At 74.6% G+C, this 26,634-nt stretch carries 7 protein-coding genes; 4 read left to right on the top strand and 3 right to left on the bottom strand.

Annotation, left to right across the window (positions count from 1 at the left end):
* Positions 1–31 precede the first annotated feature (31 nt).
* Genes IL992_RS32795 through IL992_RS32780 form a run of 4 tightly spaced genes read left to right on the top strand, consistent with a single transcriptional unit; the run spans position 32 to position 24,070 of the window.
* Complete coding sequence (locus IL992_RS32795) at positions 32–21,316, top strand: SDR family NAD(P)-dependent oxidoreductase (RefSeq protein ID WP_193207199.1); 21,285 nt, start codon at positions 32–34, stop codon at positions 21,314–21,316.
* On the top strand, positions 21,313–22,554 hold the full coding sequence (locus IL992_RS32790; RefSeq protein ID WP_193207198.1) for a hydroxymethylglutaryl-CoA synthase family protein: 1,242 nt from the start codon (positions 21,313–21,315) through the stop codon (positions 22,552–22,554). Before IL992_RS32795 ends, IL992_RS32790 begins: the two co-directional genes overlap by 4 nt.
* A 16-nt stretch (positions 22,555–22,570) precedes the next feature.
* Positions 22,571–22,810: a phosphopantetheine-binding protein gene (locus tag IL992_RS32785; protein WP_193207197.1), complete on the top strand. Its 240-nt coding sequence runs from the start codon at positions 22,571–22,573 to the stop codon at positions 22,808–22,810.
* A gap of 27 nt (positions 22,811–22,837) precedes the next feature.
* Entirely contained in the window at positions 22,838–24,070 is a 1,233-nt protein-coding gene (locus IL992_RS32780; protein WP_193207196.1) for a beta-ketoacyl synthase N-terminal-like domain-containing protein, read from the top strand.
* Between the two features lie 160 nt (positions 24,071–24,230).
* Here the strand turns inward: IL992_RS32780 and IL992_RS32775 are convergent, their stop codons facing one another.
* The 3 genes from IL992_RS32775 to IL992_RS32765 form a co-directional block, all read right to left on the bottom strand.
* Complete coding sequence (locus tag IL992_RS32775; RefSeq protein WP_193207195.1) at positions 24,231–24,905, bottom strand: Crp/Fnr family transcriptional regulator; 675 nt, start codon at positions 24,903–24,905, stop codon at positions 24,231–24,233.
* A 186-nt stretch (positions 24,906–25,091) separates the two neighbouring features.
* On the bottom strand, positions 25,092–25,292 hold the full coding sequence (locus tag IL992_RS32770) for a ferredoxin (RefSeq protein ID WP_193207194.1): 201 nt from the start codon (positions 25,290–25,292) through the stop codon (positions 25,092–25,094).
* 73 nt (positions 25,293–25,365) lie between these two features.
* Positions 25,366–26,562, bottom strand: coding sequence for a cytochrome P450 (locus IL992_RS32765; protein ID WP_193207193.1), 1,197 nt, complete (start codon positions 26,560–26,562; stop codon positions 25,366–25,368).
* Positions 26,563–26,634: the final 72 nt, after the last annotated feature.

Raw genomic sequence — 26,634 nt, 5'->3', positions numbered from 1 at the left:
CTTTGAGCAGACCGAGGAGAGGAACGCTTCGATGCCCGAGATCGAGTGTCGCCTGTCGCTGCGGCACGCCGACTTCATCATGCAGAACCACCGGGTGCACGGTGTGTCGGTGATGCCGGGAGTGACCTTCCTCGACATCGTCTACCGCATCCTCATCGCCAAGGGGTTCGACCACCGGCGCGCGGAGCTGCACAACGTGCTGTTCACCGAGGCGGTCGCCACGGCCGACGGCCTCGACCGGGAGATCCGCGTGCTCGTCGGCCCCGAGGAGGAGGGCGTACGCCAGGTGACCGGGGAGAGCCGCCCGACGGGCGCCGACGACTCGTCCTGGCGACGGAACTTCTCGGCCGAGCTCCGCTTCGCCGACGGGCCCGAGCCCGGGCGGCTCGACCTCGACGCCGTCAGGGCGAGGGCAACGGTCCGCCGCGACATCGCCGAGCTGTACGCGCAGGCACGCGGCGAGCGGATCGAGCACGGCGCCCCCATGCGCTGCCGTGGCCCGCTGTTCCAGGGGGAGGGCGAGCTGCTGGCCGAGCTGGACCTGGAGAGCGGAGGGCCCGGCCACGAGAAGGGCTTCCACCTGCACCCGGCGGCACTCGACGCGGCCTCCATCGTGGCCTACGGCCAGCGGCCGTCGCCGGGCGACCCGTTCATCCCGGTCTTCATCGACCGCTTCCGCGCACCTCGCCCGTTGCGCGGCCGCTGTCACGTGCACGTGCCGGCGCCCGAGGAGTTCGCACCCTCGGGTGACGTGGTCCACAACGACTGCTTCCTGTACGACGAGGAGGGGTTGCTCGTCGCCGAGTTCCGCAAGCTCACCTGCAAGCGGATCCGTCATCCCGAGCTGATCACCAAGCTGGTGGGCGGCGACGGCACGGCGCCGGCGCGGGAGAGCGCTCCGGTCGGCCGTCCCGATGCGCAGGACGCGACACCGGCGGGCGGCGAGACCGATCAGGCTGATCGGTCCGGCGAGACGGGCGACCCGGTCGGCGAGGTGGCCGGGCGCCTGCGGGAGCTGATCGCCGGGCTGCTCGGCGTGGACCCCGAGGACGTCCGGACCGATGCCGGGTTCTACGAGCTCGGGCTCGACTCGGTCGCGATGCTGCGCATCAGCCGCGGCCTGGAGGAGGTCGTCGGCAGCAAGCTCTACCCCACGCTGCTGTTCGAGTTCAGCGACATCGACAGCCTGGCCCGCCACCTGGTGGACACGTACGGGCCCGTGGCGCGGACGGGCGGCGACGGCGGCGCGATCGAAACCGGGACCGCGATCGAAACCGGGACCGCGACCGAAACCGGGACCGCGACCGACACCGGGACCGGCCCTGCGCCGTCCCAGGGCTCGGCGCGCACCCGTGGCGAGGAGAGCGTCGCGGGGACGGCGGAACGCCCGGCCGCCGCGTCCGGCGAGGCCGAGATGACGTGCCTGGCTCCGGTGTGGGCGGCATCCCCCGCCGCACCGACCGGCGAGCGCGGTGACCCCGGTGAGCCCGGTGAGCCCGGTGATCTCGTCCTCGTCGGGGGCACCGCCGACCTGGCCGACGCGCTGCGCGACGGGCTCGCCGGCGCGGGCGGACGGGTCGTGCACGTGACGGCGGGCGAGGCGTTCGCCGTGATCGACCGCGACACCTGCGAGATGCGTCCCGGCGACCGGGACCAGGCGCGCCTGCTGCTCGGCGAGCTGTCCAGGACCGCCGCCGCGCCGAGGACCTATGCCGTCGTCGCCGATCCCGGCGGCACCGCGGATCTCGCCGATCTCGCCGATGCGGAGACGGCGGACCGGGACGGGCCCTACCACGCCGTCTGGGCACTGGCCGCCGCGCTGGCCGACCACCGCGTCGCCGAGCCGGTCGACGTGCTGTACGTCCATACGGCCCCGCACGGGGCGGCGCGTCCCGAGGACGCGGCGGTCGGGGCGCTGGCCCGCACCCTGTCGGCCGAGGTCCCGGCGCTGCGCTGTCGCAGGGTGGAGGTGGACGCCGACGAGGACGACGTCGAGGCCGTCGCCGCCGCGATCCTCACCGAGGCGGCCGCCGGAGCGGACGCCCGCGGCGCGGCGGCGGACGCCCACGGGGAGGTGCTGTATCGCGACGGTGAGCGGTTCGTCCGCAGATACGCGCAGGCCCGGCCGGGCGGCGAGCCGCTGCCGTTCCGCGAGGGCGGGGTCTACGTGCTGGCAGGCGGCACGGGCGGGATCGGCGCCCTGCTGGCCGGTCACCTCGCCCGGCGCTGGCGCGCCCGGCTGGCGCTGCTCGGCCGGGGGCCGCTGCGGGCCGAGACGGCCACACGGATGGCGGCCTGGGAGGAGGCGGGCGCGGAGGTCGTCCACCTCCGGGCCGACATCACCGACGCCGCGCAGACCGCGGCGGCCCTCGACAAGGTGCGCGCGCTGTACGGCCGCGTCGACGGCGTCTTCCACTGCGCCGGCCTGGTCCGCGACGCGGTCTTCTTCGCCAAGGACCCGGCGGCGTCGGCGGAGGTCCTGCGGACCAAGATCGACGGCGTGGTCAGCCTCGACCGGGCGACGGCGGACGACGACCTGGACATGTTCGTGCTGTTCTCCTCGCTGTCGGCGACCCTGCCGAACCCCGGCCAGTGCGACTACGCGTACGGCAACGCCTTTCTCGAGCACTTCGCCCGGCTGCGGGCGGAGCGGCCCGACCGGTCCGGGAGCACGCTCGCGATCGGCTGGCCCTACTGGGCCGAAGGAGGCATGCGCGTCGCGCCCGAGGTGCTGGAGCGTGCCCGCGCGTCGTCGGGGCTGGCCCCGATGCCCAGCGAGGTGGGGCTGCGCACGCTCGAGGAGGCGGGGGCGTACGACGAGGTGACGATCGTCGCGGCGTACGGCGACCGCGCGGCCGTCGGCCGGGCCCTCCCGGCCGTCACATCCGAAGAGCCCGAACAGCACGGCACGTCCCTGCCGTTCGGCGCGCGGTCCGGCGCCGTACGGGAGCAGCGGGCCCTCGCCGGCGCGGCGGGCGGCCGGGCAGGGGCGAACGAGCAGACCCCGATCGCCGTCATCGGCATGGCCGGCCGCTATCCCCAGGCGCGGGACCTGCGCGCCTTCTGGCGCAACCTCGCGGGCGGGCGCGACTGCGTCACTGAGGTGCCGGCCGAGCGCTGGGACCACGAGGAGATCTTCGATCCGCGGCGGGGCACGGCGGGCCGCACGTACGGGCGCTGGGGCGGTTTCGTCGACGGTGTCGACCGCTTCGACCACGCGTTCTTCGGCATCTCGCGTCGCGACGCCGAGCGGATGGACCCCCAGGAGCGGCTGTTCCTGATGGTCGGCTGGCACGCCCTGGAGGACGCCGGCTACCCGCCGGCCGCGCTCTCCGGCCTGCCGGTCGGGGTGTTCGTCGGCGTGATGTGGAACCACTACCAGCTCCTCGACTCCGCCGACGACGGCGTGCGGCCCATGGCGGTGCACTCGGCCATCGCCAACCGCGTGTCCTACACCTTCGACCTGCACGGCCCGAGCATCGCCCTGGACACGGCCTGCTCGTCCTCGCTCACCGCGTTGCACCTGGCGGTCGAGAGCATTCGCCGGGGCGAGTGCGACCTGGCGCTCGCGGGCGGGGTCAACCTGAGCGTCCACCCGCAGAAGTACCTCCAGCTCGCGCAGGGCCAGTTCCTGTCCGACGACGGGCGCTGCCGCGCCTTCGGCCGGGACGGCACCGGCTACGTGCCGGGCGAGGGCGCGGGGGCCGTGCTGCTCAAGCCGCTCGACCGGGCCCTCGCCGACGGCGACCACGTGTACGGCGTCATCCGCGCCTGCGCGGTCAACCACAGCGGCCGGACCAGCGGCTTCACGGTCCCCAGCCCGTCCGCGCAGGCGAAGGTGATCGGCGAGGCGGTCAGGCGGGCCGGGATCGACCCCCGCACCGTGGGGTACGTCGAGGCGCACGGCACCGGCACCTCGCTCGGCGACCCCATCGAGATCGAGGGCCTGCGGCAGGCGTTCGCCGGCGCCGGGCTCGCCCCGGGCGCCCGCTCCGTCGGCTCGGTCAAGTCGAACATCGGTCACCTGGAGAGCGCCGCCGGCATCGCGGGCGTCACCAAGGCGCTGCTCCAGCTGCGCCACTCGGCTCTGGCGCCCTCGCTGCACTCCGCCGAGCCGAACCCGCACATCGACTTCGCGAACTCGCCCTTCCGCGTGCAGCGGCGGCTGGAGCCGTGGCCGGCGCCGGAGGGCGGCGGGCCCCGCAGGGCGGGCGTGAGCGCCTTCGGCGCGGGAGGCTCGAACGCCCACGTCATCCTGGAGGAGGCGCCCAGGCCGCCGCGCCGTGCCTGCCGCAGGGGGCCGCACCTGTTCGTCCTGTCCGCCCGCACGCAGGACGCGCTGCGGGAGTACGCCCGTGCCTACCTCTCCTTCCTGCGTCCCGGGGACGACGGGGAACCGCTGCCCGAGCTCGCCGACCTCGCCTACACGAGCCAGGTCGGCCGGACCCCCATGCCCGTACGGCTGGCCGTGCTGGCGGACGACCTCGAGGACATCCGTACGGCGTTGTCCCGTTTCGTGGACGGCGAGCCCGGGGACGGCGTCCGGTCGTGGACGCCGGCGGAGACCGGGACCGGAACCGAGACCGGACCGGCGACCGGAACGGCCGCCGAGCCGGCCACCGGGGCGGTCAGCGGCGGCGTCCTCGCGGGCTTCGACCCCGTCCGGCTCTTCCGGGCCGGAAGACAGGCGGAGGTGGCCGCGGCCTGGGTAGGCGGCGCGGACGTGCCCTGGGCCGCGTGCCACCCCCGCCCCGCCCGGAGGCTGCCCATGCTGCCCGGGTACCCCTTCGCCGAGGAGCGCTGCTGGCTCGGCGACTGGCGGCGCGGCGGGACAGAAGCGCCGCGGACCCTCGTGTCCCTCGCCGGTTCCCCACCCGCCGGCGCGGCCGAAGCCGATGCCTTCGAGGACGGTCCGGCCCGGCGAGCGGTGGCGGCCGGCGGCCCCCGCCCGCTCACCGTCCACGCGACGCTCCCCGAGGAGACAACGATCGAGGAGACGGCGATCGAGGAGACGCGGTTCGACGAGACGGCGCCCGAGGAGACGGTGTTCGGGCAGACGGCGAGCGTGCCGCGCGAGGAGATCGTCCGCGCCATCGAGGACGCGCTGTGCGAGCAGCTCTACGTGTCCAGGCAGGAGATCGACCCGCGCACTCCCTTCAGCGACATGGGCGTGGACTCGATCACGGCGGAGCTGGTGCGCCAGGAGCTCGGCGAGCGCTTCGGCGTCGAACTCGACTCGGTGGCCGTCTACGACCATCCGACCGTCGAGCGCCTCGCGGACTTCGTCCAGGAACTGTGCGCCGCGGGTCCCGCCGCCGCGTCTCGCGCGTCCGAGCCCGCCGCCCGGGCCGACGGCCCGGAGGAACCTCCGCGGCCGAGGGCCGATGCGGCCGTCCCGCAACCGGACGACGGCGTGTCTCCGGCTGAGGAGCCGACCGCGGAAGCGCACGACCAGGGCGCGCCTTCTGACGGCGGTGCGGCGACGAGAAGCACCGAACCCGGCGAGACGATCCCGGACGGCGGGCCGCGGGGGGACGACATCGCGGTCATCGGCATGTCGGGACGCTTCCCCGGCGCGCCCGACCTGGACGCCTTCTGGGCCGATCTGGCGGCCGGGCGCTGCGCCGTGACGGAGGTCCCCCGCGACCGATGGGACGCCGACGCCTACTACGACCCCGACCGCACGGTTCCCGGCAAGTCGTGCAGCCGCTGGGCGGCCATGCTCGACGACGTCGACGCGTTCGACGCGGGTTTCTTCGGCGTGTCGCCGCTGGAGGCGGAGGCGATGGACCCCCAGCAGCGGCTGTTCCTGGAGGAGGCGTGGAAGGCCCTGGAGGACGCCGGCTACGCCGCCCCCGGTTCGGGCCGGCCGCCGCGGTGCGGGGTGTTCGTGGGCTCGGGCGCGGGCGACTACGCGCGGCTGCTCCAGGAGGAGGGCGTGCTCGACAGTGGGTACGGCTTCCTCGGCACCTCGCCCTCCATCCTCGCGGCCCGGGTCTCCTACCTGCTCGACCTGACCGGGCCCACGATGGCGGTGGACACCGCGTGCTCCTCCTCCCTGGTCGCGGTCCATCTGGCCTGCGAGAGCATCCGCACCGGGCAGTGCGAGACGGCGATCGCCGGCGGTGTCGCGCTGATGCTCACGCCACAGCTCCAGGTGCGCTGCAGCCAGGTGGGCATGCTGTCGCCGACAGGCCGGTGCGCCCCGTTCGCCGCCTCGGCGGACGGCACGGTGCTCGGCGAGGGCGTGGGCGTGGTCGTCCTCAAGCGGCTCGACCGCGCGCTGGCCGACGGCGACCACATCCACGGGGTCATCCGGGCGACCGGCGTGAACGGCGACGGCAGGACCAACGGCATCACCGCGCCCAGCGCCACGTCGCAGACCGACCTGCTCACCGCCGTGCACCGCCGGGCCGGGGTCCGCCCCGACGACATCGGATACGTCGAGGCGCACGGCACCGGCACCCCGCTCGGCGACCCGATCGAGGTGAAGGCGCTCAGCCAGGCGTTCAGGACCGGCACCGACCGGGTGGGCTTCTGCGGGATCGGCTCGGTCAAGGCCAACGTCGGCCACACCACGATGGCGGCCGGAGTGGCCGGGCTCATCAAGGTGCTCCTCGCCATGCGGCACGGCAAGCTGCCCCCCGCCGTCCACTTCGACGGCCCCAATCCCAACATCGACCTCGACGGCAGCCCGTTCTACGTGCTGCGGGAGCTGACCGACTGGCGCCCGGGCCCGACCGGCAGCCGGGTCGCGACGGTGAGCAGCTTCGGCTTCAGCGGCACGAACTGTCACATCGTGGTCGCCGAGCCGCCGCGGCCGGTGCCGCGTGAGGACGGCCACACCCCGGAGCAGGATCACGTCGTCCCCGTCTCCGCGCGGACCGGCGAGGCGCTGCGCCGCCGGCTGGCGGACCTGGCCGGCGCGGTCGCCGCGCTGCCCGCGTCGTACACGCTGGAGGACGTCGCGTACACGCTGGCCGTGGGCCGCCGTCACCTGCCCGTACGGGCCGCCGTCGTCGCCCGCGACCTGACCGAACTGGAGGAGCGGCTGCGCGCCCTCCTGCGTACGGGCCGGGCGCCGGGCTCCTTCCTGACCGGCGCGCCGGACGGCGCCGAGCCCGCCGAGAGACCGGCAGGTGAAACGGCGGGCGAGGCGGAGCGGCTGGCCGCGGCCTACGTCAGGGGGGAGGCCGTCGACTGGGCGGACCGTCACCACGGCAGCCGGCCCCGCCGCGTGCCGTTGCCGGCCTACCCGTTCGCCCGCGACCGGCACTGGATCGGCGGCCCCCGCTCCGCCCGGCCCGCCCAGCAGGCCGCACAGGCCGCGCAGGCCGCGCCGGAAGGGCGGGCACGGGAGGACGCGTTCGGCCTCGCCGTGCCCTGGCTCCTGCGCGACCACCGGGTGAACGGCGAGCCGATCCTGCCCGCCGCCGCGGCCGTGGAGGCCGTGGCCTGTGCCGCCGCGCGGGAGGGCGTCACGCCGCCCCTCACGCTGTCGTCGGTGCGCTGGCTGCGTCCCCTCGGGGAGGACGCCGGGCCCGTCCACGTCGAACTGGCCGCCGACGGCACGTTCGCGCTGGCGGCCGGCGACGCGGCCGGCCCGTACGTCACCGGCCGGGTGTCCCCGGGGAACGGGTCCGCCGGCACGCTTGACCTGGCCGACACTCTGGACCTGGCCGGCATCCGGGCCCGCTGCCGTGAGCGGCGGACCGCGGACGAGCTGTACGGGACCTTCACCGCCGCGGGGATCGACTACGGCCCGGCCTTCCGGACCCTCACCGAGGTCGTCCTCGGCCCGGAGGAGGCACTGGGCACGCTCACGAACGCCCCCGACGGCACGCCGGTCGCGCCCCGGCCGGGTGAGGACCGCTTCACCGTGCATCCGGCGCTGCTCGACGGCGCGCTGCAGACGGCGGCCGCCCTCGTCGCGGACGGCGCGACCGGTCCCGCCGTGCCGTTCTCCGCCGACCGGGTCGACGTCCTCGCGCCGCTGACCGGACCCGCGTACGCGCACGTCAGACGGGACGGCGAGCACCGCTTCACCATCGAGGTGGCCGACCGCGACGGACGTGTCGCGGTGCGGCTGTCCGGTCTCGTCGTACGCCCGGTGCCGGACGCCCTGGACGGCATGCTGTACGTGCCGCGATGGCGGGAGGCCGGACCGCGGGAGCGCGTCCCGGCCGGCGCGGACGCCGGCGGCGAGCGGCGGGTGCTGGTCGTCCACACGGCGGAGTCGGCCGCCCTCGCCCGCGCGCTGGTCGCGCTCCACGACGGCGGCCACACGCGGGCTCTGCCGCTGGCCGAACTCGATCCGGCGCGGCTCGACCCGCCGTACGACCGGGTCTACTTCCTGGCCGGCACGGGCCCCGGCGACGCCTCCGGGCATCCCGTCATGCTCGGCCTGTTCCGGCTGATGAAGGCCCTCATCGCGGGCGAGCGCCCCGAGCGGGGGACGCTGACGGTGGTCACGGCGGGTGCGGTGCCGTTCGACGACGTGGAGGCGGCGCCGACCGGCGCGGCGGCACGCGCGGAGGCCGCGGGGCTGCTCGGCCTGGCCCGCACGTTCGGCGCGGAATACCCCCGGTGGACCGTCACCTGCGTCGACCTGGGCGACGTGCCCGACGCCGATGCGGCCGCGCGTGCCGTACGGGCGGAAACGGAGGGCGCGCCGATCGTGGTGCGCCGGGGAGACCGCCGCTGGACGCGCACGCTCGTCCCGGCCCGGCTTCCCGCCACCGGCCTGCCGTTCCCGAACGGCGGGGTGTGCCTCGTCGTGGGCGGTGCGAGCGGCATCGGCCATGAGCTGAGCCGCCACCTCGCCCGCACCTACGGCGCCCGCCTGGCGTGGATCGGCCGCCGCGAGCGGGATACGGAGATCGAGCGCCGCATCGCGGAGATCGCCGGCCTGGGCGGCGAGGCGATGTACGAGAGGGCGGACGTCTGCGATCCCGCCGCCCTGCGCGACGCGGTCGAGCGGGTCCGGCAGCGGTTCGGGCCTGTCGACGGCGCCGTGCACTCCGCCGCCGTGGCGGCGGACCGCACCCTGGCCAACCTCGACGAGGAGACCTTCCTCGCGGCGCTGGCGCCGAAAACGACGGGACTGGTCAACCTGCACGAGGCGCTGCGCGGGGAGCCGCTCCGTTTCCTCATGCTCTTCTCCTCGGCCGCGACGTTCGTGGACACCCCCGGGCAGGCGGCCTACGCGGCGGCCGGGACCTTCGAGGACGCGTACGGCCTGCACCTGCGGAAGGCGGGTGAGGCCCCGGCCGTGGTCGTGAACTGGGGCTACTGGGGCGCCGTCGGCATGGGCGCGGCCGATCGGCACCGGCGGCGCTTCGCCGACCTCGACGTGGGCTCCGTCGAGCCCGCCGAGGGCATGGCCGCGTTCACGCGGATCCTCGCCGCAGGGGTGCCGCAGGCCCTCGTGGTGAAGGCCGGGCCCGCCGGACTGGCCAGGTTCGGGATCGAGGCCGCGACGTCTGCCGCCGGGGAAGGGCGGCAGACCTCCGGGACCTCGGCCATCGCGGCCGATCGGCAGGACGGCGTGGGAGCCGTCCCGGCGCCGGTGGGCGCGCGGCTCGACCGGCAGGCCCGCGATTACGTCAAGCGCGTCTTCGCCGAGGTGCTCAAGTTCCGCGAGGCGGACCTGGGCGAGCGCACGACGTTCGAGAACTTCGGCATCGACTCGCTGATCAGCCTGAACATCATCAACCGGTTCGAGCGCGACCTCGGCCCGCTGCCGTCGACCCTGCTGTTCGAGCAGCTCACGATCGAGCAGCTCGCCCGATACCTCGTACGGGAGCACGCGGAGCGGCTGGGCGGCGTGCTCGCCTCCGAGTCCTCCGAGCCCTCCGAGTCCTCCGAGCCCTCCGGCTCGTCCGGCTCATCCGAGCCTTCCGGGTCCTCCGGCTCGTCCGAGGCGTCCGCGGCCTCCGGAGCGTCCGCGCCCCCCGGCGTCACGTCCACCACGCCCGCGACTGTCCGTGCCGGCGGCGTGGACGGCGGCGGAGACGCGGCACGGCCGGTCGACGTGGCGATCATCGGGGTGAGCGGACGCTACCCGGGCTCGCCCGACCTCGCGGCCTTCTGGCGCAACCTGGCCGAGGGCAACGACTGCGTCACCGAGGTGCCCGCAGACCGGTGGGACTGGCGTCCCTACTTCGACCCGCGCCGCGGCCGGCCGCAGCGCACCTACAGCCGCTGGGGCGGGTTCATCGAGGGCGTCGACCGGTTCGACGCCGGGTTCTTCGGCATCCTGCCGCGCGACGCGGTCGACATCGACCCGCAGGAACGGCTGTTCCTCGAGACGACCTGGAACCTGCTCGAAGAAGCGGGCTACCTGGGTGAGCACACCCGCGAACCGCGCACCGGCGTGTTCGTCGGCATCATGTACGGCACGTACGGCGAGCTGGGGGCGACCCAGTGGCCGCGGGGGCGCCTGTCGGGGGCGCACTCTGCTTATTGGTCGGTGGCCAACCGGGTCTCGTACTTCTTCGACCTGTCCGGGCCCAGCTTCGCGGTCGACTCGGCCTGCTCCTCCTCGCTGACCGCCGTGCACCTCGCGGTGGAGAGCATCCGGCGGGGCGAGTGCCGCATGGCGATCGCGGGCGGTGTGAACCTCATCCTGCACCCCAACCACCACGTGTCCCTGTGCGCGATGAACATGCTGTCGGCCGACGGCGCGTGCAAGGTCTTCGACGCCCGCGCCGACGGATACGTGCCCGGTGAGGGCGTCGGCGCCGTGCTGCTGAAGCCGCTCGACCGGGCCCTGGCCGACGGCGACCGGATCTGGGGCGTGATCCGCGGCAGCGCCGTCAACGCGGGCGGGAAGACCGCCGGGTTCACCGTCCCCAACCCGAACGCGCAGGCGGAGCTGGTGTCGGAGGCGCTGCGCCGGGCCGGGGTTGATCCCCGGACGATCGGCTATGTCGAGGCCCACGGCACCGGCACCGAGCTGGGCGACCCCATCGAGGTCGCCGGTCTCACCCGGGCGTTCGGCGCGGCCGGGGACGACGGCGTGGGCCGATGCGCGATCGGCTCGGTCAAGGCGAACATCGGCCACCTGGAGGCCGCGGCGGGCGTGGCCGGGCTGACGAAGGTGCTGCTCCAGATGCGCCACGGCACGATCGCGCCCTGCGTCCACCTCGAGACCCTCAACCCGAAGATCGAGTTCGTGAGGTCGCCGTTCCTTCCGCCGTCGCGGGCGACGGAGTGGAGGCGGCCGGTGATCGACCTCGGCGGCGGGCCGCGGGCCGTTCCCCGCAGGGCCGGCGTGAGCTCGTTCGGCGCGGGTGGCGCGAACGCGCACGTCGTCGTGGAGGAGCACATGGAGAACCGGCCCCGGCTGCCCGACGACGGAGAGCGGCAGCTCTTCCTGCTGTCCGCCCGCGACGCCGAACGGCTGCGCGCCTACGCGGCGCGGGTGGCGGACTTCGTGGACGACGACGCGGCGTGCGAGGCCACGCTGCGCGAGCTGGCCTACACCAGCCAGGTCGGCCGCCAGGAGATGACCGAGCGCCTGGCCGTGCTGGCGACCGACCGGCGGGGCCTCGCGGAGCGCCTGCGCGCGTACGCGTCGGGCGAGCCGCATCCCGACGTCGTCACCGGCAGGGCCGAGGGGGCCGACACCCGGCTCCTGCTGGACGACGACGAGGGCGCGGAGTTCCTGGCGGCGCTCCTGGCCAGGCGCAGCCTGTCCAAGCTCGCCCGCGTGTGGGTGGCCGGGGCGCCGGTGGACTGGCGCATGCTGTGGCCCGCTCCCGTGCCTCTGCGGGCGTCGTTCCCCACCTATCCCTTCCAACGCCGGCGCTACTGGCTCGACCTGGACGGCCCGGTGGCGCCCGCCGAGGCCAGCGCGACCCATACGACCGGGGCGACCGATACGACCCGTGCGGTCGACGGGGATGCGGCGGGCGCCGCGTCCCACGGCGGCTCGACGACGTCCGTGCCGCCGGGCGAGGCAGGGCCCGGCTCCGGGGAGACGGTGCTCCTGCGGTTGGACGGCGGTGAGCCGCACCTGACCGATCACCGTGTCGGCGGGGCGCGCTGGCTGCCGGGCGCGGCGGTCCTCGGACTCGTCCGCTCGGCCTCCGGCCTGTCCGGCGCGGCCGTAGCCCTGCGCGACGTGCGCTGGCACCGCCCGATCACCCTCGAATCCGGCACTCGTGAGGTCTCGGTCCGCTTCGTTCCGGAGGAGGACGGCCGGCGGTTCCGGGTGCTCGGACCCCGTGGAGACGGCGCCGCGTACGCCGAGGGCCTGCTGGCCCCGCTCGCCGCCGCGGCCCCGGCCGGTGACGGCGTGACCGGACCGGAGGCGGTTCTTCGCGACACCGCGCAGGTGCTCGAACTCGACGCGATCAGGTCCCGGTGCGGCCGGGAGATCGACGTCGCGGGCTTCTACCGCGAGCTCGGCCGGGCGGGGCTCGACTACGGGCCGGGGCTCCGCGTCGTCTCCGCCCTGCGCGTCGGCGACGGTGAGTGCCTGGCCCGCCTCGCCGTGCCCGCGGTGCCGGCGGTGCCCGCGGTGCCGGCGGTGTCCGCGGTGTCCGCCGCGCCGGACTCGGCGGCAGCCCGGGAGGTCCCGGCCGCGAAAGCCGTGCCGGGCTCCTCGGCGGCGGAGGAGACGGGCAGGGACGGGCTCGACGGGGTCGACGGCGGCCTCGCGCGCCAGGTCGCGCTCCTGGACGGCGCCTTCCAGGCGGCCGCCGCGCTGGTCGAGGGAGCGACGGGCTACGTCCCCGTCGGCCTCGACCGGGCCCTGTGCCCGGCCCCCCTGCCGCCCGCGTGCTGGGTCCATGTCGCGGAGACGGCCGCGGACGATCGGGGACGCCGACGGTTCGACCTTCGGCTGGCCGCCGACGACGGCGTCGTCCTGCTCGCCGTGGATGGCCTGACCGTCGCCCCGGTCGCCCCGGTCGAACAGCCGGCCTCCGCGGGCACCGGCCCGATCAGCGGCCCGATCAGCGGCCCGATCAGCGGCCCGATCAGCGGCCCGGGCAGTGGCTCGGGCAGTGGCTCGGGCAGCGACGGGTCGCGGAGCGCGGGCTCTCTCGGCGCCGCCTCGGAGAGCGCCGGCTCCGGCGCCACCGCCGTCGCAACGGCCGCCCCAGGCGGTGAGGGGGCTGGTGGGTGCCGTTATCTGCGTCCGGTCTGGCGTCCGGCAGGCCCGGTACGCCAGGGCCGCCCGCCCCGCGTGGCCCTGCTCGACCTCGCGGACGAGCCCCTGCGCCTGGCCGCGGAGAGCGAGCTCGCGGGACGCGGTGTGACCTGCGTGTCCGTGGTCGCCGGAGCGGATTACGGGCGGCGCGACGACGGGGTTTACACGCTGGTCCCGGGCCACCCGGACCACTGCCGGCGGCTGATCGACGACCTCGCCGATCGTGGCCTGCTGCCCGACGCGTTCCTGCGCGTACCGGCCGCGGAGCCTCGCGACGCGTCGGCCGACGTGCGGGAGGGGTTCCACGCGCCGTTCTGGACCGCCGTCTCGATCCTCGGGCGGGACGGCGGGGCCTCGCTGCGCGTCGTCGTGGCGCACGCGGGCGGCGCCGAGCCGATCCGCCCGGCGTACGCCGCCGTGGCCGGGACCCTGCGGACACTCGCCCTGGAGCACACCCGCTTCACGGCCGCCCGGGTGGAGTTCGACCCCGGCACGCCCGGCGGGCGGCTCGCCGCCCTGCTGGCGGAGGAACTCTGCGCCGAGGCCGGCGGCGTCACCGAGGTGCGGTACGACGGCGCGGGACGCCGGATCCGCGTGCTGGAGGGCTTCACGCCCGCCGACGGCGCCGGTCTTCCGCTGCGTCCCGGCGGCACCTACCTGATCACCGGGGGAGCCGGCGCCCTCGGGCTGCTCGTCGCGGAGTTCCTGGCCGGGCACGGCCCGGTCAACCTGGTCCTGACCGGTCGCTCCCCGCTCGGCGAGACGCGCCGTGCCCGGATCGAGGCCCTCGATCGCGGGGACGTGCGGGTGCGCTACCTGCCCGCCGACATCGCCGTACGGTCCGACGCCGAGCGCCTGCTCCAGCGGGTGCGGGAGGAGTTCGGCGGGCTCCACGGAATCGTCCACGCGGCGGGCGTCACCCGCGATGCCCGGGCCGTGCTCAAGACGCCCGGCGAGGTCGCCGAAGTGCTGGCCCCGAAGATCGACGGGACGCTCCACCTCGACGCGCTGACGAGGGACGATCCGCTCGACTTCTTCGTGCTGTTCTCCTCGGCGACGGCCGAGATGGGCAACCTCGGCCAGGCGGACTACGCGTACGCGAACGGTTTCCTCGACGCGTTCGCCCGCGACCGGGAGCGGGAACGGCTGGCCGGGCGGCGCCGGGGCCGCACGGTCGCCATCGGCTACCCGCTGTGGCGTGAGGGCGGCATGGCCGTGGACGAGGCCACCGAACGCCTGATGGCCCGTCACTGGGACATCGCGCCGCTGAGCACGGCCGCGGGCCTGGAGGCGTTCCGCCGGGCGCTCGCGGGGGACGAGCCGAGCTTCGTCGTCTTCCAGCCGGCGGTCGCCGAGTCCGCCGGCGGGCCCGGCGCGCGGAAGGCGGACACGCCGTCGCCTGTGCCGCGCGAGGCCTCCCACGGGGCGCCCGCGCCCGCCTCGCGGGAAGGCGGCGGGCAGGACGCCGAGGGGTACGCGGCCCACGTGGAGCGCGACCTGCGCGCGGTGGCCGCCCGCTTCCTGCTGGTGGACGAGTCGGAGGTCGACCCGGACGCCGACCTGATGGAGCTGGGCTTCGACTCGGTCTCGCTCACCGAGCTGATCAACGAGGTCAACGAGCGCTACGCGCTCGATCTCCTGCCCACCGTCCTGTTCGAGTGCCCCACGCTGACCGGTTTCGCCGCCTATCTCGACGCCAACCACCGGGCCGAGCTCGCCGCCCGGTACGCCGGCCGGGAGCGGCCCGCCGACGAGAGCACGGACCGGCCGGCCGCCGGTGAGCCCACCGTCGTGGACACCACGGTGCAGGCCGAGGCGGACGCCGCCGTCGCCGCCTCACTGGCCCCGGAGACGGGGGCGGCGGCCGACGACGCGCGCGACGAGGCTCGCAGCGGCGAGCGGCAGGAGGGACCGGAGTGGCCCGGCGAGGCGCGCGAGGGGGACGGCGCCGTAGGGGAACCCCGTGGTGAGCGCCGGCCGGTCGAGGTGGCGGTGGTCGGCATGGCCGGGATGCTTCCCGGATCGTCCGACCTGACCGAGTTCTGGCGGCACCTGGTGCGCGGTGACGACCTCGTGGGCCCGGTGCCCGACGACCGCACAGACCTTCGCGCGGACGATCGGACGCGGCACCTGCAGGGCGGCTTCCTGGACGACGTCGCGGCGTTCGACGCCGGGCTGTTCGGCATCTCGCCCGCGGAGGCGGCGCTGATGGACCCCCAGCAGCGGTTGTTCCTGCAGGCCGCGTGGCGGGCGATCGAGGACGCCGGGCACCGGCCCTCGGAGCTGGCCGGAACCGCGACCGGGCTGTTCGCCGGGGTCGCGACCTCCGACTACGACGCCCTGCTCACCCGGCACGGCGTGCCGGTCCAGGCCCACATGGCGACCGGTGTCGCGCACGCGGTGCTGGCCAACCGGGTCTCGCACCTGCTCGACCTGCGCGGCCCGAGCGAGGCGGTGGACACCGCCTGCTCCAGCGCCCTGGTGGCCATCCACCGGGCGGTCCGCGCGATCCAGGCGGGGGAGTGCGAGACGGCCCTGGCCGGCGGCGTGAACGTGCTGCTCAACCCGGACGTGTTCGTCGCCTTCACCCAGTCGGGGATGCTCAGCCCGGACGGACGATGCAAGACGTTCGACGCGGCGGCCGACGGCTATGTGCGCGGCGAGGGCGTCGGCGTCGTGATGCTCAAGCCGCTCGACCGGGCGCTCGCCGAGGGCGACCACGTGTACGCGGTGGTGCGGGGCACCGCCGTCAACCACTGCGGCAGGTCGGCGTCGCTCACCGCGCCCAACCCGGAGGCGCAGGCCGACGTGCTCGTCCGGGCGCACCGGGAGGCGGGCGCCGACCCGGCCACGCTCACCTACATCGAGGCGCACGGGACGGGCACCCGCCTGGGCGATCCCATCGAGATCGAGGGCCTGAAGAAGGCGTTCACCCGGTTGTACGAGGACTGGGGCCGCCCGATGCCGCGGACCCCGCACATCGGCGTCGGCTCGGTCAAGACGAACATCGGTCATCTGGAGGCGGCGGCCGGAATCGCCGGGGTTCTCAAGGTCCTGCTGGCGATGGAGCACGGGGAACTGCCCGCTACCCTCCACCGGCGACAGGTCAACCCCTACCTGAGGCTCGACGGAACGCCGTTCCACCTGGTCGACGCCGCCCTGCCCTGGCCCGCGACCCCCGGGCCCGACGGGCGGCCGATCCGGCGCGCGGGCGTGAGCTCGTTCGGCTTCGGCGGATCGAACGCCCACGTCGTGCTGGAGCGGGCGGTGACTCCCGCGGAGGAAGCGGCGGAGCCCTCGCCGGCCGGACCCGAGCTTTTCGTGCTGTCCGCGCCGACCCGCGAGGCGCTGCGCGCGTACGCGACCCGCCTCGCGGGCTTCCTCGGCGAACGTCCCGGCCTGGAGCTGTCACGCGTCGCGTACACGCTGCAGGCCGGCCGGGAGGAACTGCGCGAACGGCTCGCCGTGGTGGCGGCGAGCCACGAGGAGCTCGTGTCGGCGCTGCGCGCCGCGGCGGCGGGTGACACGGCGCCCGGCGGCCACGCTGTGATCCATGTCGGCACCGCCGCGCGGAACGCCGGCCACTGCGACGAGGAGGACCTGGACGCACTGGCCCGCGCCTGGGTCGCCGGGGCGCGCGTCGACTGGGCCGCCCACAGGGCCCGGCGGGCGGGCGGCGGCGCCCGGCCGCCGCGCAGGCTGCCGATGCCGAGCTTCCCGTTCGGCCGGACCAGGTTCTGGTTCACCCGAGAGGAGTCCCGTCCCGCCACGGAGGTCACCACGGAGGTCACCACGGAGGTTACGGTGCAGAAGCCGAACCAGCACGTACGGCACAGCATGGGGCCCCGGCCGGCCCGCCGGGCCCGGGTGCGGCTCGCCCCGCCGGACGCCGCGCGGGGGCAGGGGAACCCCGCCCGGCCCGGCGAGCCCGGGGAACATCCCGAGCCCGCCATGCGCGGCGCGGCGCCCGCCGACGACGGCCGGTCCGCGCCGAGCGAGACCATCGCCGCCCCGCGTGCCCCCGAGGAGCCCGCCGTACAGCCGGTGGCCGTCACGGCCGCCGTGCGGGTCACGGCCGAGGCGGCGGCGCCGGTGACGCGGAGCGTCAGGGAACACCTGGCGCGCATCCTCGCCATTCCGGCCGAGGAGATCGAGGGCGACCGGCCCTTCGCGGAGCTGGGTCTCGACTCGATCTTCCGCATGGACCTCGCCCGCGTGCTCGGCGCGGCGTACGGCCTGGAGCTCAAGGCCGAAGACATGTACGAGCACGACAGCGTCGACTCGCTCGCCGCGCACATCACGTCGCTGACCGCGCCGTCCGGTGACCGGCCCGCCCGGCCCGCGCCGGAGCCCGCCGTCCGGGGAACCGCTGCGCCCGTGGGTGCTCCCTCGGAAAGGCAGGAAGGTCCGGCAGAGGGAGCCTCCGCGGGGGCGGGCGCTGGGGGAGTGATCGACGGCGACGGCCGGGCGGCCGCCGAGCGGGCGGTGCGCGACCTCGTCGAGAGCGTCATCCGGCGGCCGCTGGACCCGGCGCGGAGCTTCGAGCACAACGGGCTCACGTCGTTCGACATGCTGCGCGTGATCAGCGCGCTGGAGAAACGGCTCGGCGGGCTGCGCAAGTCGCTGCTGTTCGACCGGCCCACGCTCACCGAGCTGACCCGCTGGCTGCAGGACACGTTCGGGGCCGCCGCCGTGGCCTCGCTGGCCGCCTCCGGCGATGACGCCCCCACAGACGCCCCCACCGACGCCCCCGCCGACGCCACCACCGGCGCGCCCGAGGCCGCCGGTGCAGGCGGCGCGGTGCGGGCCGCCGGGGCATCGGACGACGGGAAGGGCGCGCCGCTGATCGTCCCGCGTGCCGCCGTCAGCGAGCGACCCGGCCTGCGCGACCTGGTGGCCGACCTGGAGCGGCGGTACGCCAAGGAGACCGGACTCGCGGGCCGGGACATCGCGCCGTTGCTGTTCCTCGGCTCGTCCCGCCAGGGGTTCTTCACGTTCTCGCGCCGCGACGACGACCTGTTCTCCTGGAGCTACGTCGGCCCGGACGAGTACTTCACCGAGCTCGTGGCCGAATATCTGGACTACGCGCGCGGGCACGGCCTCAGGGCCAACTTCCTGTCCCTGCGACGGCTGGAGAAGGCGGGCGGCCACCGCCTGACCGCCACGCCGTTCGGCGCGGTGCAGCGCCTGGAGGACCTGAGCCGGTTCACGCTGAAGGGCGGCCGGATGAGCCGGTTGCGCTACATGGTCCAGCGGTTCGAGCGCAGCGGCTCCTGCCGCACGGTGGAGTACCGCTCGGGCTCCGACCCCGCGACGGACCGCCGGCTGGCCGAGCTGGTGGACCGCTGGGCCGGAGGCAAGCAGATGACCAACCCGTACGTCCGCAGGGTCCGCGAAGAGATCCGCGAGGGCCTGCTGAACGAGCGGCATCGGGTCTTCCTGACCTACCTGGACGACGCCCTCGTGAACGCGGTGGTCGTGACCCGCGTCCCGTCGGAGAACGGCTACCTGCTCGACGTGGAGTTCTACCCCGCCGACGGCCCGCTGGGCGGCCTCGAGTACGCCATCGTGAAGATCATCGAACTGCTCGTGGCCGAGGGGTGCACGCTGTTCAGCTTCGGCGCGAGCTTCGGGGCCAAGGTGTGTGATTCGCCCAACGCCGCGCCCGAGGTCGAACAGGGACTGGAGGAGCTGCGCGGCGCGGGCATCTTCGGCACCGGCAACTTCCAGTTCAAGAACAAGTTCCGGCCCGTGAACGTGCCCCTCTACCTCTGCCAGCCCGCCGACGGGCCGCGGACCCCGGTCGCCGACGTCATCTTGATGATCGCCGACCCGGCCATGCCCGCCGACGTCACCCCACCCGCCCCCTCCGACGGCCCCGCCGAGGGCACCGCACCTGCCGCCTCCGGCGGCCCCGCCGAGGGCACCGCACCTGCCGCCTCCGGCGGCCCCGCCGCTGTCACCGCCTCCTCCGGCCCCGCCGGGCGGCAGGACGCCGGCCCGGCGGCCACGGCCGGGGAGCGGGAGGCGCTGCTGGCGGCCCACGGGCACAACCCGCTGCGGCTGCCGTCGGGGGCCGTCGAGTTCGACCTGGTCACCGACTCGTGGGCCGAGCGTACGGACGAGGCGGTGGTACGGCGCGTCGAGGAGCTGATCCGCCGTGCCGCCGAGCCCGGCGCGGGCGACGAGCTCACCCCTCCCTGGCTGTCGTTCGACACGGTCGTCGCGGCGCCGTCCGGCCGGGCGGCCGAGGCGCTGCTGTGCCGGTCGTGGCCGGGACGGCGCGGCGCGGTGCCGCACAACGGGCTCTTCCCGACCCTGCTGTTCAATCTGGCCGACAACGGCTTCGACCCCGTCCCGGTGCCGTCCGCTTCCGACGGTCCTTTCGGCGGCGACCTGGACCTCGCCGCCCTGGACAAGGCGCTGGAGGCCGGGGAGATCGCCTTCGTCGCCGTCGAGCTGACCGGCAACGCCGGGGGCGGCGCACCGGTGTCGGCCGCCAATCTCCGTCAGGTGCGGGAGCGTGCCGCGGCGCACGGCGTGCCGCTGGTCGTCGACGCGACCCGCGTGGTGGAGAACGCCGTGTTCGTGGCCGAGCACGAGCCGGGACACCAGGGCCGTGGAGTGTGGGACGTGGTGCGCGACCTGCTCGCGTCGGCGGACGTCGTGACGATGAGCGCCACCAAGGACTTCGGGGTCCACGCGGGCGGCCTGGTGGCGACCCGCCTGCCCGAGGTGGCGGCGCGGCTGTGGGAGGAGGCCGAGCTGCGCGGGCCCGGTCTCAGCCTGCTCGATCGCCGCGCGCTGTCCCTGGCCCTCGCCGACCGCGAGGGCGTGCTGAAGCTGGTGCGCCAGCGGATGCGCGGCGTGCGGACGCTGTGGCGGCGGCTCGACGCCGCGGGCGTGCCGCTCGCCGGGCCTCCCGGCGGGCACTGTCTGCTGCTCGACCTGTCCCGCATGGACCGCCTCGCCGGCCTGCCCCATCCGGTGCCGTCGTTCCTCGCCTGGATGTTCCGCGAGACCGGCGTGCGCGGCGGGCCGCACCTCGCGGGCGACCGGCTGGTCCGGCTGGCCGTCCCCCTGGGGTACGGCAAGGCCGAGATCGACGTCGTCGCCGAGCGGCTGACCGCGCTGTTCGGCTCCGCCGCCGAGGTGCCGCGCCTGATGACCGCCGCGGAGCCGGTCACGGCCCTCGACGCCGCCCGCGCCGCCTACCGTCCCGCCGGGGAGGTGCCGTCCGACATCCAGGACGTGCTGCGCGAGGGCTACCGCCCGGCCGACCAGAACTGGGCGGCGGTGCGGGAGGCCGCTCCCGCCGTCCGGCGCACGCTCGTGCCGTACGGCGGGGGACAGGTCGAGGTGCTGAGCGCGGGCGAGGGCCCGACGCTGCTGCTGATGCATCCGTTCAACATGGGGGCGGGGGTGTTCGTCCGGCAGTTCCGCGACCTGGCCGGGCGGTGCCGGGTCGTGGTGATCCACCACCCCGGGGTCGGCGCGACCACCGCGGACGGCGACATCAGCCTCGACGGCATCACCGCCCTGCACCTCGACGTCCTGCGCGGGCTCGGGGTGGAGTTCCCGGTCCACGTCGCGGGCGCGTCGTTCGGCAGCCTGCTGGCGCAGAACTTCGCGTTGCGGCACCCCGAGGCCACCGCGTCCTTGTCGATCATCTGCGGGTCGTACAAGTACGCCAACCGCGCCGGCGCCGTCAACCGGCTGGAACGCGTGGTGGCCGAGGACCTCGACCACATCATCGCCGGGTCGGGGTCCGCCCGGATCCGCGAGCAGCGGGACGACCTGGAGGCGGCGCTGCTGCGCTGCGAGAGCATGGACCCGCGGATCGGCCTGCGCTACCTCGACGTCTTCGCGGCCGAGCCCGACCTGCTGGGCCGGCTGCCGGGCATCTCGGTGCCGACGCTGATCGTCCAGGGCCGCCACGACTCGGTCATCCCGCTCAAGACCGCGCATCTGCTGCACGGCCTCATTCCCGACGCGCGGTACGTCGAGATCCCCGACGCGGGTCACTTCCCCTGCGTCACCCACCCGGACGAGGTGAACCGCGCACTGGCCGGCTTCCTCCGCCTCGGAGCCGGTGACGAGCGCCCCGGCGACGCGGGGCGGACCGCATCGATCGAGGAAGGGCAGGGCCGACGATGACAGAACGGCTCACCGGCATCGAGTCCCTCAACGTGTACGGCGGCGTGGCGTGCGTGCCGGTCGCCGAGCTGTTCGCCGGGCGGGGGCTCGACGCCGGCCGGTTCGGCAATCTCATGATGGCGCGCCGCGCGGTGGCGCTGCCGTTCGAGGATCCGGTGACCAACGCGGTCAACGCCGCCGCCCCGTTGCTGGAGCGGCTCGGCGAGGAGGAGCGCGACAGCGTCGAGTTCCTCATCACGGCCACCGAGTCGGGGGTCGACTACAGCAAGTCGGTCGCGTCGTACGTGCACGAGCACCTCGGCCTCGGCCGGCACTGCCGGCTGCTGGAGGTCAAGCAGGCGTGCTACTCGGCGACGGCCGCGCTGCGCCTGGCCGCCTCCTACGTCGCGTCGGGCGTCTCGCCGGGCGCCCGCGCGCTGGTGATCGCCACCGACGTCGCGCTGGCCGACGAACGGGCGGAGTACGCCGAGCCGGCCACCGGCAGCGGCGCGGTCGCCATGCTGGTCGGCGACGACCCTCGGGTGCTCGTCCTCGACCCCGGGGCCTTCGGCCTCTACAGCTTCGAGACGCTCGACACCGCCCGGCCCTCCCCGGCGTACGACATCGCCGACGTGGACCGGTCGCTGCTCGCCTACCTGGAGTGCCTGCGGGAGAGCTTCGCCGACTACCGCGCGCGGGTCGAGGACGTCGACCTGATGACGACGTTCGACCTGCTGGCGCTGCACACGCCGTTCGCGGGGATGGTCAAGGCCGGGCACCGCAAGCTGCTGCGCGAGTTCACCGCGGCGGCCCCGGCCGAGATCGAGGCCGACTTCGAGCGGCGGGTGGGCCCGTCGCTGGCCTATCCCGGCGAGGTCGGCAACCTCTTCTCCGGATCCCTCTACCTCGCCCTGGCCAGCGCGCTCGACACCGTACGGCCCGCCGCGCCGCTGCGCGTCGCCCTGTTCTCCTACGGCTCGGGCTGCTCGTCGGAGTTCTTCAGCGGGGTGGCCGACCAGAGGTCGGCCCAGGAGGTCGCGGCCATGGACATCGCCGGACGGCTGTCGGCCAGGGCCGAGCTGACCTTCGCCGAATACCTGGAGGTGCTGCCGGAGAGCATGCGCTGCCTGGTGCCCGAGCGCGACCGGAAGGTGGACGTGGCCGCCTACGAGCACCTGCTGGACCGGTGCGCCGACCGGCGCCCGATGCTGGCCCTGCGCGCGGTGGAGGACCACCACCGCCGGTACGAGTGGATCTGAAGGGAGTGAGGGGTGCATGGACGACGTCGCGATCCTCGAGTCGATCCGGCGGCAGACGGTGGCGGTGGTCCCGGAGATCGATCCGGCTGAGATCACGCCCGACCGCAGCCTCGCCGACCTCGGCTGCAACAGCGTGGACCGGGCCGACATCGTCACCGCGGTGATGGAGGAGCTCGCGATCGAGGTGCCGCTGTCGGAGTTCCGCCAGGGCGCGCCGGTCGGGGAGCTCGTCGAACTGCTGCGGAAACACGCGTGACCGGCACCCTCTGATGGAGGCGCTCCGATGGAGACGGTGACCGTCACGGGCGTCGGCGTGGTCTGTGCGATCGCGGGCGACGCCGGCGCGTTCGAGCGGGCGCTGCGGGAGGGACGGCGGGGCGTGCGCCCACGCCCGGACGGCGGCCCTCCGGCCGCCCTGCTGGACGAGGAGGTGCGCGAGGCGCTGCCCGTCCTGCCCGAGGGCGCGCCCGACGGCCTGCGGCGCTCCGCCGAGCGGCTCACCCGGCGGGCCCCGCTGCCGCTGCGCGCCGCCGTCGGCGTGGCGGCCGAGGCGTGGATCGGGGCGGGCCTGCACATCGGCGCCGTGCCGGGCGACCGGGTGGGGCTCGTGGTCGCCGGGAGCAACCTGACCGGGCGGCACCTGACGGACCTGCACGACCGGTACGCGAACCGGCCCGCCCACCTTCCCCCGCGTGCGGCGCTGCGGCTGCTCGACACCGACCACGTCGGCACGATCAGTCAGCTGCTCGGGATCACGGGGGAGGGCTGCACCGTGGGCGCGGCCTCGGCGAGCGGCAACGCCGGCCTCGTGCACGGCGCCCGCCTCGTCGCCACCGGAGAGGCCGACGTGTGCCTCGTCGTCGGCGCCCTCACCGACCTGTCCGCCGTCGAGGAGCGGGCCCTGCTCAACGTCGGCGCGATGGCCCCAGAGCCTGCGGGACCGCCCTTCGACGAGACGCACGGCGGCTTCGCGTACGGCCAGGGAGCCGCGTGCGTGGTGCTGGAGTCGCGGCGGTCCGCGCGGGCGCGGGGCGCCGAGGTGCTCGCCGAGCTGGCCGGATGGGACCTGCGGCTGGCCGCGAGCAGCCTTACCGAGCCCGACGGCAAGGCCGAGGCGGCCACGATGACCCGGGCGATGAGGCGGGCCGGCGTCTCCCCGGGCGACGTGTCGTACGTGAACGCGCACGGCACCGGAGCCCCACTGGGAGACGCGGCGGAGGCGGAGGCGCTGCGGCGGGTGCTCGGCGAGGCGGCGGGCGGGGCCTGGGTGAACTCCACCAAGGCCCTCACCGGCCACTGCCTGGCGGCGGCGGGGGTGGTCGAGGCGGTGGCGACCGTCGTGCAGATGCGGGGCGGGTTCGTCCACCCCAACCCGGGCCTCGAGCACCCCGCCGACCCCGGTCTCCGGTTCGCGCCGGCCACCGTCGGGGTCCGCGCCGACATCGAGGTCGCCCTCTCGAACGGCTTCGGCTTCGGCGGATTCAACGGAAGCGTGGTGTTCCGCGCGCCCGCATGATCGTGGGCGGGGCCTGCCGGTCAAAAGGACACGGTTCTACCCCCGATGAGAAGCCGTATTCCTCAACATTCGAAATCGTTCACCCGAGAAAAAGGCCGACGGCCGGGCGCGGAAAACCGCCCCGGCCGTCCTGTTTTCCCGAACGACGTTCGTTTAAATTTCAGGAAATCGCTTCCATGTAGTCGCCCAGCCGTTCCTCGTCCACCGCCAGGAAGGCGTCCGGCCGGGTCTCGATCAGCCCGCTGTCGCGGAAGCGCTTGAGGAAGTAGCCCACCCGGGAGCGGGTGGTGCCCACCATGCCCGACAGCTCCTCCTGGGTGATCTTGTCGTTGATGCAGAGCTTCCCGGCCTTGGGGGTGCCCAGTTTGCGGGCCAGGCGCAGCAGCGTGTGCGCCAGGCGCTCCTCGCTGTCCGCCGTGACCAGGCTGGTGATCACCTGCTGCTGCTCGGTCAGGCGATGGGCCAGGTAGCACAGGAAGTCCTCGAGCAGGCCGTCGTCCGCCAGCGCGGACAGGAAGTTCGCCCGGGGGATCTTGCGCAGGGTGGCCGGGGTCATCGCGGTCACCGTCTCGCCCCGCCTGCCGCCCAGCAGGCACGACTCGCCCAGCAGGTCGCCGTGGGTGTGGATGCCCAGCAGGCACTCCTTGCCGGAGCGCGAGACGCTGACGGTCTTCAGCCGGCCGCTGATGATGATGTACAGATGACTCGCCTGCTCACCGCAGATGTATAAGTGCTCGTTGCGGTTGAGCCTGACGACAGATGTGTGATCGGAAGCGGTATAACAGAGGGCGCGAAGCCGCTCGCCAACCTGTAAAGAGCCGGATGCCCGACGCATACACCCCCCAATGACGTGAACGCCTCATGATCCGCCTAGATTTTAAGCGAAGCATGCTTAATGTGAAAAGTACGCTTATCGCCTGTAATGTCCCTGCATATATGGGCTGGTCGGAGTTCAGAGGTGGTCGCAGGCGCCGAGCCGGCGCGTCCCAGACGCGATGAGGGGCAGGGAAGGCCCTGCCCCTCATTCCTCGTCGTCGACGTCGATGGCGCTGCGGGGACACGCGACCGCCGCCTCCCGCACGTCGTTCCACAACTCCCGCGGAGGGCACGGGTCCACCAGGACGACCGTGCCCTCGTCGTCGGTCTGGTCGAAGACGCCGGGCGCGACGAGGACGCACGTCCCCGCCCCGCAACATCGGCCGGTGTCGACGCTGACACGCATGCTTCCTCCTCGGCCGTCCCGTCGTATCGGGACCGGCTCGTCCGATCTCATCCTGCGGGCGCGCGGCCCCCTGTCACCAGGTGACGGGGAGCTCCTGCACGCCGTACACGATCGCGTCGTAGCGGAAGGGGATCCGCTCGACCGGGGTGGCCAGGCGCAGGCCCGGGAAGCGCTCGAACAGCCGGGTGAACGCGACCTGCAGCTCCAGCCGGGCGAGCGTGTGCCCGAGGCACTGGTGCGGGCCGTACCCGAAGGCGACGTGGTTGCGTGCGCCGCGGCGGATGTCGAACCTGTCGGGGTCGGGGAAGACCTCGCCGTCGCGGTTGGCCATCGCGAGGAGGGCGATGACGCCCTCGCCGGCCCGGATGAGCTGCCCGCCGACCTCGGCGTCGGCCACGGCCACCCGGGTCATGCCGAGCTGCATGACGGTCTGGTGCCGCAGCAGCTCCTCCACGGCGCCCGCCATCAGCTTCGGGTCGGCCGTGGCCGCCGCGAGCTGCTCCGGATGCTCCAGGAGGGTCAGCACCCCCAGGCCGATCATGTGGGCGGTCGTCTCGTGGCCCGCGGCGAGCAGCATCCAGGAGATCGTGATCAGCTCCTGCCTGCTCAGCCGTCCGGGGAGGACCTGCTCGGTCACGAGGCGGCTGATCAGGTCGTCGCCGGGCTCGCGCTCCTTGTCGGCCACGAGCCGGTCGAGGTAGGCCGCGAGGCCGGTCTTCGCGGCGCCGATCTGCTCGCGGTCGCTCTTGGCGTCGAACAGCGTCTGCAGGTATCCGCCGAAGGTGGCGTGGTCGTCGTGAGGGACGCCGAGCATCCCGCAGATGACCCGGGAGGGCACCGGCAGCGCCAGATCGCGCACCAGCTCGGCCGGGGAGCCGGCCGCCTCGATGCGGTCGAGACAGCCGTCCACGACCGCCTCGACGGCCGGGCGCATGGCCTCCACCCGCTTCACCGAGAACTCCCCGGTCAGCATGCGCCGGTAGTGGGCGTGCTCCTCGCCGTCCATGCGGATGAACGTGCCCTTGAGCACGGGCTCCACGGGCTTGGCGTAGAGGTTGGGAAACCCGGGCCGGCTCATGTCCGAGCTGAAGCGGGGATCGTCGAGCACTGCCCGCACGTCCTGGTGCCGGGTGAGCAGCCACGCCCACTGGCCGCTGGGCAGGTCGACCCGGCTGACCGGCCGTTCGAGCCGGAGCCTGGCGTACTCCCGCGGCGGATCGAACGGGCAGGCCCGTTCCGTCACGGGAAAGGCAAGGCGGGCGTCCGTCATCGGTTCTTCCTTCGCTGTACGGCGCTCAGCTTGACGGGTGACCGGCCGGACGGGGTCTCGGTCTCCCACGCG

Source organism: Microbispora sitophila (assembly GCF_014892245.1).
Classification (GTDB): Bacteria; Actinomycetota; Actinomycetes; order Streptosporangiales; family Streptosporangiaceae; genus Microbispora; species Microbispora siamensis.
This window is presented reverse-complemented; position numbering and strand designations above follow the sequence as displayed.